At 51.9% G+C, this 17159-nt stretch carries 16 protein-coding genes; all 16 read right to left on the bottom strand.

Annotation, left to right across the window (positions count from 1 at the left end; translation table 11 throughout):
• Positions 1–2 precede the first annotated feature (2 nt).
• Complete coding sequence (locus tag DWX32_RS00670) at positions 3–812, bottom strand: TlyA family RNA methyltransferase (protein WP_022463346.1); 810 nt, start codon at positions 810–812, stop codon at positions 3–5.
• A complete protein-coding gene (dxs, locus tag DWX32_RS00665) occupies positions 809–2686 on the bottom strand; it encodes a 1-deoxy-D-xylulose-5-phosphate synthase (RefSeq protein ID WP_117800839.1) in 1878 nt (625 codons plus the stop codon). The genes DWX32_RS00670 and dxs overlap by 4 nt, the downstream gene beginning before the upstream one ends.
• A gap of 11 nt (positions 2687–2697) precedes the next feature.
• Positions 2698–3612, bottom strand: a complete 915-nt coding sequence (locus DWX32_RS00660; RefSeq protein WP_330415388.1) for a polyprenyl synthetase family protein — start codon at positions 3610–3612, stop codon at positions 2698–2700.
• Entirely contained in the window at positions 3590–3835 is a 246-nt protein-coding gene (xseB, locus tag DWX32_RS00655) for an exodeoxyribonuclease VII small subunit (RefSeq protein ID WP_226906307.1), read from the bottom strand. The genes DWX32_RS00660 and xseB overlap by 23 nt, the downstream gene beginning before the upstream one ends.
• Before the next feature lie 22 nt (positions 3836–3857).
• Complete coding sequence (gene xseA / locus DWX32_RS00650) at positions 3858–5084, bottom strand: exodeoxyribonuclease VII large subunit (protein WP_022463350.1); 1227 nt, start codon at positions 5082–5084, stop codon at positions 3858–3860.
• Positions 5074–5511, bottom strand: coding sequence for a transcription antitermination factor NusB (nusB, locus tag DWX32_RS00645; RefSeq protein WP_022463351.1), 438 nt, complete (start codon positions 5509–5511; stop codon positions 5074–5076). Before nusB ends, xseA begins: the two co-directional genes overlap by 11 nt.
• Before the next feature lie 127 nt (positions 5512–5638).
• Positions 5639–6031: an Asp23/Gls24 family envelope stress response protein gene (locus tag DWX32_RS00640; protein WP_022463352.1), complete on the bottom strand. Its 393-nt coding sequence runs from the start codon at positions 6029–6031 to the stop codon at positions 5639–5641.
• A 70-nt stretch (positions 6032–6101) separates the two neighbouring features.
• A complete protein-coding gene (gene sdaAA, locus DWX32_RS00635) occupies positions 6102–6974 on the bottom strand; it encodes an L-serine ammonia-lyase, iron-sulfur-dependent, subunit alpha (protein WP_117760404.1) in 873 nt (290 codons plus the stop codon).
• Positions 6964–7647: an L-serine ammonia-lyase, iron-sulfur-dependent subunit beta gene (gene sdaAB / locus DWX32_RS00630; protein ID WP_117760405.1), complete on the bottom strand. Its 684-nt coding sequence runs from the start codon at positions 7645–7647 to the stop codon at positions 6964–6966. Before sdaAB ends, sdaAA begins: the two co-directional genes overlap by 11 nt.
• A gap of 38 nt (positions 7648–7685) precedes the next feature.
• A complete protein-coding gene (locus tag DWX32_RS00625) occupies positions 7686–9278 on the bottom strand; it encodes a peptide chain release factor 3 (protein WP_022462532.1) in 1593 nt (530 codons plus the stop codon).
• Between the two features lie 107 nt (positions 9279–9385).
• Positions 9386–9904 (bottom strand): DUF4364 family protein, encoded by a 519-nt coding sequence (locus tag DWX32_RS00620; RefSeq protein ID WP_022462531.1) that lies wholly within the window; start codon positions 9902–9904, stop codon positions 9386–9388.
• Positions 9901–10848, bottom strand: a complete 948-nt coding sequence (locus tag DWX32_RS00615) for a TIGR01212 family radical SAM protein (protein WP_022462530.1) — start codon at positions 10846–10848, stop codon at positions 9901–9903. Before DWX32_RS00615 ends, DWX32_RS00620 begins: the two co-directional genes overlap by 4 nt.
• Positions 10849–10862: 14 nt before the next feature.
• The gene (locus DWX32_RS00610) at positions 10863–12185 is read right to left on the bottom strand and encodes a replication-associated recombination protein A (RefSeq protein ID WP_022462529.1); all 1323 of its coding nucleotides are present in this window, start codon (positions 12183–12185) and stop codon (positions 10863–10865) included.
• Between the two features lie 113 nt (positions 12186–12298).
• Positions 12299–12991 carry a polysaccharide deacetylase family protein gene (locus tag DWX32_RS00605; protein ID WP_117814060.1) on the bottom strand — a complete coding sequence of 231 codons (693 nt, stop codon included), beginning with the start codon at positions 12989–12991 and terminating at the stop codon, positions 12299–12301.
• 98 nt (positions 12992–13089) lie between these two features.
• Positions 13090–15453 (bottom strand): DUF2298 domain-containing protein, encoded by a 2364-nt coding sequence (locus DWX32_RS00600; protein WP_118659118.1) that lies wholly within the window; start codon positions 15451–15453, stop codon positions 13090–13092.
• A 2-nt stretch (positions 15454–15455) separates the two neighbouring features.
• Positions 15456–17087 (bottom strand): ABC-F family ATP-binding cassette domain-containing protein, encoded by a 1632-nt coding sequence (locus tag DWX32_RS00595; RefSeq protein WP_022462526.1) that lies wholly within the window; start codon positions 17085–17087, stop codon positions 15456–15458.
• Positions 17088–17159 lie beyond the last annotated feature (72 nt).

The raw sequence follows: 17159 nt of genomic DNA, 5'->3' as shown, positions 1-17159 counted from the left end.
TTTTATTTATCCAGTGTATCGTGTGCGCTCTTTACAACGGCGTCTACATCGACATTGGTCTCTTCCTCTGTCACGCCGTCCGGCAGCCGGACAAGGTGAACGAGATACTCGATATTTCCCTCCGGTCCTTTGATCGGAGAAAATTCCAGATGGCGCACGCCGAAGGAAATGCTTTTCGCATAGGAAATGACCATCTCAATGACTTCTTTGTGTACAGCCGGATCACGGACAACACCTTTTTTGCCGACTTTTTCGCGTCCTGCCTCAAACTGCGGCTTGATCAGAGCTGCAATTTCGCCGTTCTCTTCCATCAGATTCCGAACCGGAAGCAGCACCTTGGTCAGGGAGATAAACGATACGTCGATCGATACGAAGGACGGTCTCTCCTCGATATCCTCCGTCACGACGTAACGGATGTTCGTGCGCTCCATGCAGACAACGCGCGGATCGTTCCGCAGCTTCCAGTCGAGCTGGCCGTGGCCGACATCCACGGAATATACCTTGACGGCGCCGTTCTGCAGCATACAGTCGGTAAAGCCGCCGGTGGATGCTCCGACATCCATGCAGACCTTTCCATCCAGGGTAAGGTTAAAGTTTTTCATTGCTTTCTCTAATTTTAAGCCGCCGCGGCTCACATACGGCAGTGGTTTTCCTTTTAAGACAATCTCCACTTCTTCCGGGAACATGGAACCGGCTTTATCCTCCCGCTCATTGTCCACCAGAACTTCTCCTGCCATAATCATGGCTTTCGCTTTTTCCCGCGATGTGGCAAGGCCCCGTTCTACCAGTAATACATCTAATCGTTTTTTCATCTTTCTTCCTGCCCCTGTTTTCTGTAGTATTCCTCAATTCTGCCGCAGATATCTTCCGGCGTAAAGCCGACCTGTTTCATCTGGTATGATACACTTCCGTGCGGAATAAAGCGGTCCGGCAGTGCAATGATCTCCACGCCGAACGGAAGGTCTTCTTCCTCGGCAAAAGCAAGGACGCGCTCTCCAAAGCCGCCGTCTTTTACATTTTCCTCGAGTGTTACGACAAGCTCATACGTATCGGCAAAGCTTCGAAGAAGTTCTTCATCGATTGGTTTGACGAACCGCGCATTCACAAGCGCCGCATCCATATCCATCCGCTCTTTTAACTGTTTCTGCACTTCTTCTGCCATTTTTACCATACTGCCGACGGCAAGAAGTGCAACACGGCTTCCCTCATGGATCACTTCTGATTTTCCGAGGCAGATGGGCGCACGGAACTCTTTTAATCCCGTATACGCTTCCCCTCTCGGGTAGCGCACCGCGATCGGGCCGTCGTAATCGACCGCAAATTTGATCATATCCGAAAGCTCCCAGAGGTTCTTCGGTGCAAGAATTGTCATATTCGGCATCGAACCCAGATAGGAAAGGTCGAAAATGCCGTGGTGTGTCTCCCCGTCGTAGCCCACAAGACCGGCGCGGTCAATCGCAAAGACGACATGGAGATTCTGCATACAGACGTCATGCATGATCTGATCGTACGCCCGCTGCAGGAATGAAGAATAAATCGCAACGACAGGCGTAATGCCGCCGAGTGACAGTGCCGCTGCAAATGTCACCGCGTGCTCTTCTGCGATTCCCACATCGAAACAGCGGTCCGGGAACATGTTGTAGAAGCGTTTCAGTCCGACACCGGTCATCATCGCCGCCGTGACTGCCGCAACATCCTTTCTTCGATCTCCCATTTTCCGCATGACTGTGGAAAAGACATCCGTGTACGTCGGATTGGATTTTCCAACCGGCAATCCTGTTTTCACATCGAACGGACCCGCACCGTGGAATCTTGCCGGGTGGCGCATCGCCGGCTCATAGCCGCGGCCCTTCTGTGTCAGGACATGCACCAGAATCGGTCCTTCAAACCGTTTTGCTTCCTGGAAGGTCTTGATCAGCTGCGGAATGTTGTGGCCGTCCACAGGACCTAAATACGTAAGTCCCATATCCTCAAACAGCATGCCCGGAATGATGATCTGTTTGATGCTGCTTTTCGTCTTCCGCATCGCATCCACCATGCCAGGTCCGATGCCCGGAATGCGGTTCAATGCCTTTGTGACGTCCATCTTGAAATCCGTGTACGCCGATGCCGTCCGAAGGCCGGACAGGTACGATGACATACCGCCGACATTCTCGGTGATCGACATTTCGTTGTCATTTAAAACGATAATAAAATTCGATTTCAGGCTGGCCGCATTGTTCAGCGCCTCGTACGCCATGCCGCCGGTCAGCGCACCATCTCCGATGATCGAAACAACGGAATAATTTTCTTTTTTCAGTTCCCGTGCACGCACATAGCCGACGCCTGCGGAAATCGAGGTCGAGCTGTGGCCGGTGTCGAATACATCGCAGTCACTCTCGCTCCGCTTCGGGAATCCGCTGATGCCGCCTTCCCGGCGCAGCGTTTCAAACCCGTCTTTCCGCCCGGTCAGAATCTTGTGCGTGTAGGACTGGTGTCCCACATCCCAGATCAGCTTGTCTTTTGGAAGATCGAAGACGCGGTGCATCGCAATCGTCAGTTCCACGACACCAAGATTGGACGCCAGATGGCCGCCGGTTTTACTCAAAGACTCGATAATAAATTCCCGGATTTCCTCTGCAAGCGCCGGAAGCTGGTCCGCCGGAATCTTCTTAATATCGTTTGGTTTCTGTATTTTTTCTAACATGAAATCATCCCTTACTTTTTTCTGGAAGTCAGAGATTCAAACAGCTCTTCCAGAAATATTTTATCTCCCGGACAGGACAGATTTTTCAGTTCGTCTACGGCCTCTTTCGTAAGCCGTTTTACCTCCTGCTCCGCCCCGTCTGTGCCAAACATCGTCACATACGTTGTTTTTTCATTCTTTTCATCACTGAAAACCGGCTTTCCAAGCTCCTCCATCGTGGATGTGACATCCAGGATGTCGTCCCGGATCTGGAACGCGATTCCGACTTTGGAGGCAATCCGGCAGAGCGCGTCAAGATCATCGTCGTTTGCTCCTGCAAGTGCCGCACCTGCCATCATGGCAGCCTCTAAAAGCGCCGAAGTCTTGTTCTCGTAAATGTAGTCCAGCATCTCACGGTCGATGGCGAAATGGCCGGCTTTTTCATTCATCACGTCAACACTCTGACCGCCCAACATGCCGGAAATTCCGGTTTTCTGACAGAGAATACCAAAAGCCCGCACTACGCGGTCGGTGTGCTCCTCCAGTGGAAAGGCTTTCCAGGCTGTCTCGTATGCATAGTTTAAAAGGGCGTCTCCTGCCAGCACGCCGACGGCCTCCCCGAAGACGACATGGGTCGTTTTTCTGCCGCGGCGGTAATCATCGTTGTCGATCGCAGGGAGATCATCGTGGATCAGGGAATGGGTGTGAATCATCTCCATGGCTGCCATAAATGGTTTTACAGCCTCCCCGGTTCCGCCGAACAGACGGAAACTCTCCTGCAAAAGCAGCGGACGAAGCCTCTTTCCGCCCGCTGTCATACTGTAATTCATGGCTTTTGCCAGTTCCTTTGCAAAGCCTTCCTCTTTCGGCAGGTAAGCGGCAATGATACTTTCCGCTTCCCGCGTTTTTTCTTCGAGTACCGCTTTAAAATTCTCTGAATGTTCCATCCTCATTCATCTGGAGCATTTTTTTCTCGACGCGGTCAATTTTCTGACTGCATTCGTTCAAAAGCTCCATTCCCTCCTTGTATAAACGAAAGGAGTCTTCCAGGCTGACATCGCTGCTCTCCAGCGTTTCGAGCATCTGATCCAGTTTTCCAAATGCTGCTTCCAGTGTCTCACCGGAAGGGGTTCCTTCTTCTTTTCTCTCTTCTGCTTCCATATTTCCCATGTTTTCTCGATTCTCTGCTTTTTCACGATTGTTCCATCCAGGATACGGCCGATGTCTTCTCTGCGCGCGCTGTGATCTTTCCGTCTGATACACAGATTTCGAGCAGATCACCTTCTTTGACATCCTGCACCGAAGTGATGGCTTTTCCTTCTTTTTCCACGTAGGAATAGCCCTGGTTCAGCTTGTCCAGCGGGGACAGACCCTTCATCGCCTGAATGTAAAGGGCAAGGCGGTGGCGCGCTTCTTTGAGCTTTTCTTCCATCGCATCTGTATACCGACGCTCCAGCTCGGCGTGGCGTGCTCTCTGGTCACGGATCTTATTTTCCGGTCCGAGATACTTCCACTTTGTCTCGTACTGCAGAAGGCGGCTTCTCGCTCTCTGCGTCTGGTTTGCCATCGCATGGTTCATGCGGCTTTTATAATTTTCCAGTGTGTTGAGTACCGCGCGGACATCAGCGACCGCCAGCTCCGCCGCTGCGGACGGGGTCGGGGCGCGCAGATCTGCCACGAAATCGATGATCGTTGTGTCGGTCTCATGGCCGACGGCGGAGATCACCGGGGTATGGCAGGAAAAAACGGCACGCGCTACTTTTTCCTCATTGAACGCCCAAAGATCCTCGATCGAACCACCTCCGCGGCCCACGATCAGCACATCCAGATTCAGTGCGTCCAGACGGCGGATGCCCTCCACGATGCTGTCCGCCGCTCCCTCTCCCTGCACCAGGGCCGGGTAGAGGATGATCTGGACAAAGGGATTCCGGCGGAGTGCAATGTTTTTGATATCCTGCACAGCAGCTCCCGTCGGTGCTGTGACAACACCGATTTTCTTTACATACGCAGGAATCGGCTGTTTGTACTCCGGGGCAAACATGCCCATCTCTTCCAGTTCTGCTTTTAGGGCCAGATACTTTTCGTATAAAAGGCCGGCGCCCTCTTTTGTGATCTCTTTTGCATAGATCTGATACTTTCCGTCCCGCTCATAGACGCTGATGCTGCCGCCGACAATCACATTATCGCCGTCCCGCATCGGGAAGGCAAGGCCGCGCCGCGAACCGGCGAACATGACACAGGAAATGGTTCCTTCCGCATCTTTTAAGGAAAAATAGATGTGGCCGGACGGATGGTATTTACAGTTGCTTACTTCTCCGCTGACGTAAATCCGGCGGAGCATATAGTCCTGGTCAAAGATGTTTTTGATGTATGAATTGACCTGGCCTACGGTGTAAACATTCTGATTTTTATTTCTCATCTTCTTCTCTTGCCAGTTTTCCAAGAATACCGTTGATAAAGGACGGAGACTGGTCTCTGCCGAAGCGTTTTGCCAGCTCAACGGCCTCGTTGATGGCTACACCGACCGGAACGTCCTCGTCGAATTTCATCTCGTAAACGGCAAGACGCAGGATCGCCAGGTCTACTTTTCCCATACGGGTCGTTTTCCAGCCCTCGGAAGTACGGTTCAGCATCTCGTCGATTTCCGGGATGTGCTCGGTCACATGATGGTATTTCTCTTCCATATAGGTCTGATCTTTTTCGCTTACGGTTACTTCTTCATCCTCGTCGTTGTCGTCAGAGTACGTAAAGTAAAGAGACATCTGCTGCGGCATCTCCTCTTTCTCCTGGAACTCTGCGGTATAGAGAAGTTTAAAAATATTTTCGCGAAGTTTGCTTCTGTTCATTGTCTGTTTTAATTCCTTCCTGTATAGTTAATTAACTATTTTTCTTCCATTTCATCTGGCTCTGAATAGTTAACAAGAACCGCGGGGTTGTAAGGGGTCGCCTTATTCCCTCGCGGTTCGTTGTTTTTTATTTCGTCTGTTCCATATTCACGCCTGCAATGGCTACATTGACATCGGAAACTTCCAGGCCTGTCATATTCTCGATCGCTGTTTTTACTTTTTCCTGTACGTTTTTGCAGGTTGCCGGAATCTCGTATCCATATTTGAGATTGAGGGCAAGATCCACGCAGACAACGCCGTCGAGTACATCAACTTTGACACCCTTGGAAAGATTTTTCATGCCAAGCTTGCTGACTAATTCGTTGGTAATATTTCCGGCCATGGAGGCTACCCCGTCCACTTCCGTTGCCGCAAGTCCTGCGATAATAGCTACCACCTCGTCTGCAATCTGCACGGTTCCGATTCCTTCGTCATCATATATCGTATAAGTGTTTCTTTTCTGAATTTTTGCCTCTGCCATCTTAAAGAACCTCCTCCTTGGCTGACTTTCCTTTATTATACCAAAAGTTTTCCGAAAATAAAAGTTTTTTTTATTCTTCTTCCTGTGCCGCGCACCACTCGCGTGCTGCCGGCGTGTTGGCAAGGCCGCCCTGGCCGGTTTCGCGCAGACTCGGATGCATCTGGTCGCCGACTTCCCGCATCGCATCGATCACCTGATCCGGCGGAATGCGGCTTATGATTCCCGCAAGTGCCATGTCCGCCGCAGAAAGTGCATTCACGGAACCGATCACATTCCGCTTGACGCACGGGACCTCGACAAGACCGCCGACCGGGTCACACACGAGACCGAGCAGGTTCTTTAATGCCATCGCTGCCGCATGCGTGATCTGGGACGGAGTGCCGCCGCCAAGTGCGGTCAGTGCGCCTGCCGCCATCGCGCTTGCTGTTCCGATTTCGGCCTGGCAGCCGCCGGAAGCGCCCGCAATGTAGGCCCGCGCCGCAACGACCTGGCCGATACCGGCTGCCGTGTAGAGCGCACGCACGATCTGCTCATCCGCTGTCCCCTTCTCTTTCTGGTAATTCACGAGCACAGCCGGAAGCACACCGCACGCTCCTGCGGTCGGTGCTGCAACGATCCGCTTCATGCAGGCGTTTGACTCACCCATCGCAAGTGCAGATGCCATAACTTTTCCGACAAACGGTCCGCAGAGCGTGTTCCCGCTCTCGACATACGCACGCATCGTCTTTCCGGCGCCGCCCACAAGACCGCTTCTCGACTGCAGCGAACCGTCGTAATTCCGTTCAGCGCCTTTCATGGCTTCCCACATGCCGCGCATCGTCTCAATGGACTCTTCGCGGCTTACATTTCTCTCATTCATATCGTCCAGAAGGATAACTTCATCAAACGGCAGGTCTTTTTCCTGGCACTCCCGGACAATTTCTTCCAGTGAATTATAAAACATCGTCCTCTTCTCCTTCCGTTACGTTGATGTATGTTACCTTTACAATGCCCTCACGATGCTCCAGCCATTCCAGCGACTCTTTGGGAAGCGGCTGATCCATCTCCACGACCATGACGGCCGATCCGCCTCTCTTGTCGCGGTAGAGGGACATATTCGCAATGTTGACTGACTTATGTGCCAGCATCGACGTAACCTCGGCTACGTGGCCCGGCTGGTCCAGATTGTGGACGATCAGGGTCGGAATCTCGCAGCTGCAGTTGACATCCAGCCCGTCGAGGCGGTTGATCATGATACGGCCGCCGCCAAGGGAGCACGCCTGCACCTCGAGCGTCCGGCCGCTCTTTCCCTTTACTTCCAGAACGACGCTGTTCGGATGGGCACTCGTCAGATTGGCGATGCCGAATGAATAGGAAAGACCCATCTTCCGGGCAATTTCAAAGCTGTCCGGAATCCGCTCGTCATCCGGCCGCATGCCGAGAAGACCCGCGACGAGACCGCGGTCCGTTCCATGACCCTTTCCCGTTGCGGCAAAGGAACCGTACATCAGTATTTTTGCTTCCACCGGCTGTTCCCCGAGAAGTTTCTGCGTCATCCATCCAATCCGCACTGCCCCCGCTGTGTGCGAACTCGACGGACCGACCATCACAGGGCCCAGAATATCGAATAAGTTCATTCCTTCTCCTTTTTAAGCGGCATCCCGCTCTTTTGTTCTTAGTTTTTGCTGAATTCGGTCAGCACAAGGTCTTTGTTTCGATCCTGTACCATGCCGACACTCCACGGATTGACAAAGAGAAGCAGCGGATTTCCCTTGAGGTCCATGACCTTCTTCATATCGGATGTACCCTGAATACGGTCCAGGTTGATCTCCTCTTTGTTTGCGATCCAGCGGATGTGCTCATACGGCAGGTTCTCCAGACGGATATCCACGTTGTACTCGTTCTCCAGACGGTATTTTAAAACGTCAAACTGCAGGACGCCGACAACGCCGACGATGATCTCCTCCATGCCGCCTTTGTACTCCTGGAAAATCTGGATCGCACCTTCCTGTGCAATCTGGGAAATTCCCTTGACGAACTGTTTTCTCTTCATCGTATCGAGCTGGCGCACTCTTGCAAAATGCTCCGGCGCGAAGGTCGGAATTCCCTCGTATGCGAATTTTTTGCCCGGCATACAGATCGTATCTCCGATAGAGAAGATGCCCGGGTCAAATACACCGATGATATCGCCGGCGTATGCTTCATCAACAATATGACGGTCACTCGCCATCATCTGCTGCGGCTGGGAAAGACGCATTTTCTTTCCTCCCTGCACATGGAAGACTTCCATTCCGGCGTCGAATTTGCCGGAGCAGATGCGCATGAATGCGATACGGTCACGGTGTGCTTTGTTCATGTTTGCCTGGATTTTAAAGACAAACGCAGAGAAATCCTCTTTGACCGGATCGATCACGCCGCAGTCTGCCGTACGCGGAAGCGGCGGCATCGTCATCGTGAGGAAGTGCTGCAGAAAAGTCTCCACACCAAAGTTGGTGAGCGCAGATCCGAAGAATACCGGGGAGAGCTCTCCCTTGCTGACAAGCTCCTGGTCAAACTCTGCACTTGCGCCGTCGAGCAGCTCGATCTCATCCATAAGCTGTTCTTTCTGGTCCTCATCGACCACATCGAGAAGATGCGGATCGTCGATATCAATTTCTTCCTCGATACCTTCCTTCGTTCCCTTCATTGTATCGGAGAAGGTAAGGACTTTCTTTTTGTCACGGTCGTAAACACCGCGGAATTTCTTTCCGGAACCGATCGGCCAGTTGATCGGGCAGGTTGCAATGCCGAGCTCTTTTTCGATCTCGTCGAGCAGCTCGAAGGTATCGTTCGCATCGCGGTCCATCTTGTTGATGAAGGTAAAGATCGGGATGTGGCGCATGACACAGACTTTAAACAGCTTTCTGGTCTGTGCCTCGACACCCTTTGAGGCATCGATCACCATAACGGCGGAATCGGCTGCCATCAGGGTACGGTACGTATCCTCCGAGAAGTCCTGGTGTCCCGGGGTATCCAGAATGTTGATGCAGTAGCCGTCGTAATTGAACTGCAGAACGGAAGAGGTAACGGAAATACCACGCTCTTTCTCGATCTCCATCCAGTCGGATACGGCATGGCGCGCAGTCGCTTTTCCTTTTACGGAACCGGCGAGATTGATCGCTCCTCCGTACAGCAGGAATTTCTCAGTCAGTGTGGTTTTACCGGCATCCGGGTGGGAAATGATGGCAAAGGTACGCCGTCTTTCAATTTCTTTTGTATAATCAGGCACAGTTTTATCTCCTTTGGAATATAAAATCTTATTTACTATGTTTTCCATGTTTATGCTTTTTAGACATACTAATTTATTCTATTATATGCCACCATTCCTGTCAATCGTTATCTTGACAGTTCATTCATAATCGAAGCATAAATCTTCTGACTCCGGTTTTCCCAGTTGCTGCAGATCTTTTTGGCCGCCTCCTCGGACGGAACCGTCACGACAATCTCAAAAATAGTCGTCTTCCGCTCTCTTGCCTGACAGCGGACCTCGTAGTCATCTCCCGCGGTCTTGTAGTAATCGGCCACAACGGACGCTTTTTTCCGCAGTTCATAGGAGTGCTCCTTCATATAGCGGTCGATTTCCTCCCGGATTTCCGGAGAGATCTCGTTTTCGAAGAAGGAAAGCGTCTTGCTGCCCTCCTCAGTCATGTGGTAGTACGAGGTGTTGCGCACCTTCTCGATCTCGATCAGCTTTGTATCCTGCAGCTCGCTTAACGCCTCCTGGAGATGAAAGTAGTTCGTGTACTCTTTTTCCAGGATAAAATCCGAAATCTGTGTATTTGACAGCGGAAAATTCACATTCTGCAGCATGTAGAGAATAATCAGTTTGTATAACGTAAAGGATGATTCAATCACGGTGTGTTTCCTCCTTTTTCTTCGTCCAGAAGCTGTCCCTGATACGCATGTTCTTCTTTCATGCGATGATGCAGCTCATTTAAGACGGCGCGTTTTGCCTGGCTCCATGTTGGTGCAATCAGAAGATCCCCGGGGCCGTCTCCCGTCACACGGTGGATCACAAGATCGGGACGGAGGCGCCGCAGACAGTCGATGACAAGGGTAAGATACGCCTCCTGCTCCAGCACCTCAAATTTTCCGGCCGCGTAGTCCGCCGCAAGATCCGTGTTTTTCAGCACATGAAGCAGCTGAAGCTTGATGCCGGAAATGGAAAGTCCATTCAGGTAATCCATTGTTGCAAAGACTTCTTCCTGTCCCTCCCCCGGCAGACCGAGGATCGTGTGGACAATCACGGGAATCCCCCGCCTGTGCAGCTCGTTTACTGCCTGTTCAAAACAGGAAAGCGGATAGCCCCTTCGGATATACTGTGCCGTTTTTTCATGCATCGTCTGCAGTCCCAGCTCCAACCAGACCGGTTTGATCCGGTTCAGCTCTTCTAACAGAGAAAGAACCTCTTCCCCTAAGCAGTCCGGTCTCGTTCCGATCGAAAGGACCACGACCTCCTCGTCCGAAATTGCCTCCCGGAAAATTTTTTCCAGATATTCCACCGGCGCGTACGTGTTCGTATACGCCTGGAAATAGGCGATGAACTTATGCACCGGCCGCTTTTGCTGCAGGAGGGATTTCTGCTCCCGGATCTGTTCCGGGATGGATTTGTTTCTGTCCCCGGCAAAATCACCGGAGCCGCCCGCACTGCAGAAAATGCAGCCCCGGTCACCGCAGGTGCCGTCCCGGTTCGGACACGTCATCCCGCCGTCGAGCGAGAGCTTGTACACTTTTTCCCCGAACGTCTTTTTCAGATAGGCGTCCAGCGAATAATACGGCTTTCCAAGCCAGTCTGTCATGATTTCTTCCCCTTTTATTCGATGTCTTTTCCAATTTTTTTGAAGTTTTCCCGGATCTTCTGCTCATAGCCGTTCGTTCCAAGATGAAGGAAACGGCTTCCTAAGATCTCGTCCGGCAGATACTGCTGCTCGACGTAGTGATTCGGGTAATCATGTGCATACTGATAGCCTTGACCGTGGCCGAGTTTGGCAGAACCTTTGTAATGGGCGTCCTGCAGATGCGGCGGAACCGACGTCCGCACACTTCCGACCGTCTTCATCGCCGCAAAGACTGCCTCGCACGAAGAATTACTCTTCGGTGCACAGGCAACATACGTGGCTGCCTCCGCCAGAATAATCTGCGCCTCCGGCATGCCGACGCGTTCCACGGCAAGGGACGCGGAAACTGCTACATTTAAGGCATTCGGATCGGCAAGGCCGACATCCTCCGCCGCGCAGATCATGATGCGGCGGGCGATAAACTTGATATCCTCCCCGGCATACAGCATTTTGGCCAGATAAAAGACCGCCGCATCCGGGTCAGAACCACGCATGCTCTTGATAAATGCAGAGATCGTATCGTAATGCTGATCGCCCGTCTTGTCGTACCGCACGACGCGCTTCTGGATGCACTCCGATGCCGTTTCGAGATCGATATGGATTTTTCCGTCCGCCTGACGTTCCGTCGAGAGGACGCCCAGCTCGATTGCATTTAAGGCCGCTCTCGCGTCACCGCCTGCGATGTCGGCGAGGAACTCTTTTGCATCCGCATCGAGCACAACGTTGTACGTCCCGAGCCCCTTTACCGGGTCCGTCACCGCGCGCTCCAGCAGTTTTTCGATGTCCTCTTTTTCGAGCGGCTTTAATTCAAAGATAATGGAACGCGAAATCAGCGCCCCGTTGACCTCGAAATACGGGTTTTCCGTCGTCGCGCCAATCAGAACGAGTGTGCCGTCCTCCACAAACGGAAGCAGATAATCCTGTTGTCCCTTGTTGAAGCGGTGGATCTCGTCGACAAAAAGAATCGTCTTTTTGCCGTACATGCCGATCCGCTGCTGCGCTTCTTTTACGACTTCTTCCATATCCTTTTTGCCGGCTGTCGTGGCATTCAGCTGGGTAAACTCTGCGCTTGTCGTGTTGGCGATGACGCGGGCAAGCGTCGTTTTTCCCGTTCCCGGAGGGCCGTAGAAAATGACGGAGCCGAGTTTATCCGCCTTGATCGCACGGTACAACAGCTTTCCAGGGCCGATGATGTGCTCCTGTCCAACCACCTCGTCCAGCGTTGTCGGGCGCATGCGCGATGCGAGGGGGGACTCTTTTTCCATTGTGGTTTCTTTCATATAATCAAACAAATCCATGTATTTTTCACCCCATTTTTCTTCCTGCCTTTTATCTTATCACATTTTGGCGGGTATCCTCAACCCCTTAATCTCGGATTCTCCGCAACTATGTTCGATGGAATCCGCGGAAGCTATTCTTCAATCAGCTCACGCACCGTCACAAACGTGTATCCCTCTTCTTTTAATTCTTTTAAGATCCGCCGCAGCGCTTCCACCGTCGCGCGGTAGCCGTCATGCATGAGAATAATGCTGCCATCCTTCACATTCGGAAGCACCGCGCTGCAGATCGACGCAGTGTTCTGGCTCTCCCAGTCGCGGGAATCCACATCCCAGAGTACCGGGATCATCGTCACTGCAAGGTCCAGCCCCTCTCTCCATTCCCCGAACGGCGGACGGATATAGACGGGATATTCCCCTGTGATCTCGTAGATTGCATTGCTTGTTTTCACGACCTCCTCCCTCGCTTCCTCTTCTGATACTTTCGTAAGCTGAACATGATGAAACGTATGATTTCCGATCAGATGGCCTTCCGCATGCATCCGGCGGACGATTTCTTCGTTTCCGGCAAGACACTGCCCCTGCAGAAAAAACGTTGCCGGAATTTCATTTTCTTTTAAAATTTCAAGCACCTCCGGCGTATAGCACGCATTCGGCCCGTCATCAAATGTCAGCGCCGCACGGCGGGGCACACTTTTTTCTACTTCCGCCGCTGTCTCTTTCGCGCCTTCTCTTTCACACCGTGCCAGCTCTGCAAACAGAATAGCCGCCATTATCACAGCCAGAAGCGGCAGAGGAACGTGCCGCACTTTTCGGAATCTCCGCATGGTCTGCCCTTCGCACTTTCTTCTGCATTCTCTGTATTATATGAAAAACAGGAGAAAAGATGCCGCACCCGGCGGTTCTTTTCTCCTGTTTTTGTTCTTTATGTATCCTGTACCTGAAGAATATACGTACCGGACGCAGTATCCTGGTAAACGATATCTCCGATGGACTGCAGCAGCAATTCGTTCAGCGCATCGCCATATTTCTCCTTTTCTTTGCTTCCCACAAAAATGTAGGTCACATGATACTGCTCCAGCAGGCGCAGCACTTCATTCGTATCGGTCGAGGTGTACATCTGTTTCACGTCCTCGGCGCGGACATTTAAGTCTGCAGGATCCCCTCTCCAGAGCCATTCATGGACATACCATCCAAGCACGGTCGGAAGACCGGTCATTGCGGAAACGCGCTCGTAATCGCTGTAGCTGTCGCCGTTCGCCTCAAGCACAACCGGCTGTCCTTCTATTGTTTCATCCAGCCAGCGGATGGCACCTGCGTCCTCGGAAAAGACATTTTCCAGATACGCTGTCGCATCGAGTCCGCGGTACTCGGACAGATCGAAAACATTTCCGAACCAGGAGTACACGCTCGTTCCAAAATAGCCGAACGTCCATAAAAGCAGTACCAGCCCGATTCCGCCGAACACCTGCAGAATCCGCTCTTTTTTCCAGAGCAGGAACCGCGTGATGATGTAGCTCATGCAGATACCGAACAGGATAAATGCCTGATACGTCAGCTTGAACATCGTGTTGGAGCGCGCATACGATTCTTCGTAGATATCGCGCACATAGACGAGCTCCGGAATGATGATAAGGCCGATGGCACAGAGGCCTAAAATACCGATCACCATATCGCTCACCGCAATCTCTCTCCAGAAATTACAGAAGGCAGAAACTTTTTTTGGCTTTTCCGCCGTTTCTTTTTCGCCCGGCTCCGGTTTTTTCTCTCCCAGAATCAGGGCAACGGCCTGCTCTTCCACCTCTTCCTGCGTCTTTCCATCGGCAAGTACAATCTGTCCCTGCCGCTCCATGCCCGGAAGATGACAGTTTTTCCGCCATGCTAGCAGAACGGCTGCGATAAACAGAACAACGAGCACCGTCGGAAGGCCCCAGAGAATCGCCAGCTGATACAGCATCGAATGGTGCCTGGCAATGCCGACACCGGAAACCATCGTCTCAAACTTCATTGTAAACGGAAGGGCGACAATCGTTCCAATTGCAAAAACTTCTGCAGCCTGCAGGAGAACCGTTCCGATCGTCTCTTTCGCCCGCGCATGATACCGGTACAGCGCACCGTACAGCGCAAAGCCTGCAATCACGACGAAATAGATAATAAAATCCCAGTAGTTGGACCAGTGGAACACACCGATCAGAAAGCCCGCCGCGATGATCTGCGGCTGAAGCAGAACGTCTTTTAACGACCATTTCCACTCTTTTTCCGGATCACGGCAGGTATTTTTCACGTAGGAATATAAAAGGCCCAGCACCAGCAGGACGAACATGACATTCACCACATGGGCATGCAGGTCGCCGAGCACAAAGGAATACGATGGAAACTCATGAATCGTGCGGTCATTTTCCACAAGCGGGTCATACCCGATATAGCGGGTCGAACTCGGGAACCAGTAAGCCGATTCGTTCAGTCCCAGCCACTGTCGGATGCAGCCGTAAATCACATAGTGCATATTTCCTGCAAGGGAAACGGCGCCTCCCGAAAGAAGACCGCCAAGCACCGGTGCAATCTGGCTTTTATTGCCGCCCTCTTTCCGGATGCGGTGGCACGCACGCGACTCTGCCAGATGGTAGGTGATCGAAAACGGCAGAACAAACGCGAACGATGCCACCATCGTACGCATCAGATGGTACGTCTGCTTTACATCCGTGAAGGTAATCTTCGTCAGAAATACGGCATAGAACTGGCCGCCGTAATAGTAGTTAATACCGCTTCCGCTGTACCAGAGATCCTCTGCCGGAACGGCGGTGCTGCGCATCATGGCCTTCATAAAACCATAATCCATGAATTTTTCGGTTCCGTGTGCCTCCGGGTGAAAGCCCGCAAGGTAGGTCCAGAGAAGGAAAAAGGCGAAAAACAACACTTCTTCCATCATCAGGAAGTCGATTTCCGGCGCATGGACGCGTACCTTAAAACATCCGAAAATCCAAGAAGCCAGGATCAGTACACCGACTGTGATCAGGCAGACCGGTGCGGTAAACGGAACCAGTCCGAAGCTTCCAAGAGCAAATACAGCAAAACCGGAAACAACGATGCCAAGCACTTTAGAAAACATCCATCCCCGGTCATGAAACCGCGGAAACAGCGCTGCGGCAGCCGGATAAAATCCAATACCGAGCACCAGGGTCATAAGCCACCACTTCAGGAACGAAACGTTGTCCGTTCCAAGAAGCGGCGTTGTGGCCAGCACAAGCAACACCAGCAGAATGCCGGAAACTGTCGTCTTTTTGCTCATCTTTAATTATCTTCCTCTGTCATTGTGTAGACATGACGTTTTCTTGCCATCTCATCGCTTGCAAGATACTCGTCGTAGGTGGTCATCTTATCGATCAGCGCGCCGTTCGGAAGGATCTCCATGATACGGTTTGCTGTGGTCTGTACAAACTGATGGTCGTGGCAGGTGAACAGCAGCACGCCCGGGAATTTGATCAGACCGTTGTTCAGTGCAGTGATGGACTCCATATCCAGATGGTTGGTCGGCTCGTCAAGAACGAGAACGTTTGCACCGGAAATCATCATCTTGGAGAGCAGGCAGCGCACTTTCTCTCCTCCGGAAAGGACTCTGACACGTTTCACGCCGTCCTCACCGGCAAAAAGCATTCTTCCGAGGAATCCGCGGACATACGTTACGTCCTTGATCTCGGAATACTGGGTCAGCCAGTCTGCGATAGTCAGGTCGCAGTCGAATTCTGCGGTGTTGTCCTTCGGGAAGTAAGCCTGTGTAGTGGTTACGCCCCATTTGTAGTAACCGGAATCCGGCTCTTCTTCTCCGGTCAGAATCTTGAACAGCATGGTGATCGCCTGCTCGTTGCTTCCGACGAAAGCAACTTTATCTTCTCTTCCGAGGGTGAAGCTTAAGTTATCCAGGATTTTCACGCCGTCTACGGTTTTGGTCAGTCCCTCTACCTGCAGAACGTCGTTTCCGATCTCACGGTTCGGACGGAAATCGATGTAAGGATATTTCCGGCTGGACGGTTTGATATCGTCGAGCTGGATTTTCTCCAGGGCTTTCTTACGGGAAGTAGCCTGCTTACTCTTCGATGCGTTGGCACTGAATCTAGAGATGAAGTCCTGTAACTCTTTGATCTTCTCCTCTTTCTTCTTGTTCGCCTCTTTCATCTGTTTTACCAGCAGCTGGCTGGACTCAAACCAGAAGTCGTAGTTTCCGGCATAGAGCTGGATTTTTCCGTAATCTATATCTGCGATCTGGGTGCAGACTTTATTCAGGAAGTAACGGTCGTGGGATACAACGATAACGGTATTCTCGAAGTTGATCAGGAACTCCTCAAGCCACTCGATCGCATCGAGGTCCAAGTGGTTGGTCGGCTCGTCGAGAAGAAGGATGTCCGGGTTTCCGAACAGGGCTCTTGCAAGAAGAACTTTGACCTTCTGGCTGCCGGTCAGGTCTGCCATCTGTGCGTAGTGCAGTTCCGGCTCAATGCCAAGGCCGTTTAAGAGCTGCTCTGCATCGGTCTCTGCCTCCCAGCCGTTCATCTCTGCAAACTCACCCTCGAGCTCGCTCGCTTTGATACCGTCCTCATCGGTGAAGTCTTCTTTTGCGTACAGCGCCTCTTTCTCTTTCATGATCTCATAGAGACGGGCATTTCCCATGATAACGGTGTCGAGTACCGGATAGCTGTCGTATTTGAAGTGGTCCTGCTCGAGGAAGGAAAGACGCTGGCCCGGTGTGATGGTTACGTCTCCGTTTGTCGGTTCAAGCTGGCCGGACAGGATTTTCAGAAAGGTTGATTTTCCCGCTCCGTTGGCACCGATCATGCCGTAGCAGTTTCCCTCGGTGAATTTGATATTGACATCTTCAAACAACGCTTTTTTTCCGACACGAAGTGTCACATTATTTGCTGCAATCATACTTTTTAAAACCTCATTTTCTTATTCTTAATTGTAAACGTGAAGTTACCGCCGGGGTTTCCCGGTCATACG

This window comes from Blautia sp. AF19-13LB, assembly GCF_003479105.1.
GTDB lineage: Bacteria > Bacillota > Clostridia > Lachnospirales > Lachnospiraceae > Fusicatenibacter > Fusicatenibacter saccharivorans.
This window is presented reverse-complemented; position numbering and strand designations above follow the sequence as displayed.